The sequence below is a fragment of the Microvirga tunisiensis genome, assembly GCF_009296175.1.
GTDB classification, from domain to species: Bacteria; Pseudomonadota; Alphaproteobacteria; order Rhizobiales; family Beijerinckiaceae; genus Microvirga; species Microvirga tunisiensis.
Map to the genome: position 1 here is coordinate 1 of NZ_VOSK01000801.1, position 1,180 is coordinate 1,180.

Sequence of the window (1,180 nt, forward strand, 5' to 3'; positions counted from 1 at the left end):
GTAATTACCCAGGCCCTTGCGCCAACTGGGATTCGCTGATTCCCTGCTGGTATGGGCCGCGGCGATCTTGAACGTTTGAGCAAGGAAGAGCTGATTGAGTTGGTGCTGCGGCTGCAGCGGCCGCAAAAGACCTCGCGCACGTCCTCAAAGCCGCCCTCGACCGATCGCAAGGAGCGTCGGGATCAGGCCAAGCCCGGTGGCGCCAAGCCGGGGCATGACGGGCACAGCCGCGCCATGAGCCCGGATGTGGATCGCCTCATCGACCATCAGCCGGACCACTGCCCATGCTGCCGGATCAGGCTGTCGACCGATCTTCCGACCGAGACCGTGAGCGAACACGACACGATCGAGCTGCCCGCCATCAAGCCGTGGATCGAGCGCCATCGGCGCCTGGCGGTGCGCTGTCCGGCCTGTGGAACGCGGGTCGTCGCCCCCGTGCCAGAGGCGGCCAAGGAGACGCCGTTCGGGCCGCGCATCCATGCCATGGCGACTTATCTCAAGACCTTCCAGGCTCTGTCGTACGAGCGGCTGCAAAGTGCATTCGCCGACCTGTTCGGCCTGACGCTCAGCCAGGGGGGCCTGATGAACCTGCTGCGCCGGGCGCAGCGCACCTTCGCGGGCGAGCGCGACAAGGCGGTTGCGGCGTTGCGCCAGGCCAAGGTCATCGCCTCCGACGAGACCGGCGTGCGGATTGAGGGGAGCAGCGCCTATCATTGGGTGTTTCGCTGCTCGCAGGCGGTGGTCCATCGCGCCTCGCCGACCCGGGGTGCCGTCGTGGTCCGGACGATGATGGACGGGCACCGGCCCGAGGTCTGGTGCTCCGACCGCTACAGCGCACAACAAGGCCATGCCGCTGCCCATCAGACCTGCTTGGCCCATCTTTCCCGCGACGTCGCCTATGCCGATGAGGTGAGCGCGGATGTGCTGCCCTCCCGCCTCAAGCTGTGGCTGCACCGGGCCTTTGCTCTGGCAGAGGGTATCGCAACACTGGCCGCCTCGACCCTGGCCCGCAAGCGCCGGGCCCTGGAACGAAGTCTGGACGCGATCCTGGCCGCGCCGACCTCCTGTGATCTCGCCCGCGCCCTTCAGAGCAAGGTCCGGCGCGCTCGCGATCAGCTTCTGACCTTCGCCCACTGGCCCGGATTGGTTGAGGCAACCAACAACGCCTGCGAACGCGCGC

General features: G+C 67.3%; 1 protein-coding gene. It reads left to right on the forward strand.

The window, feature by feature from the left end:
• Nucleotides 1–51 precede the first annotated feature (51 nt).
• Nucleotides 52–1,180, forward strand: a 1,129-nt coding sequence (gene tnpC / locus FS320_RS43760) for an IS66 family transposase (protein WP_152718699.1), incomplete at its 3' end; no start/stop codon positions are given.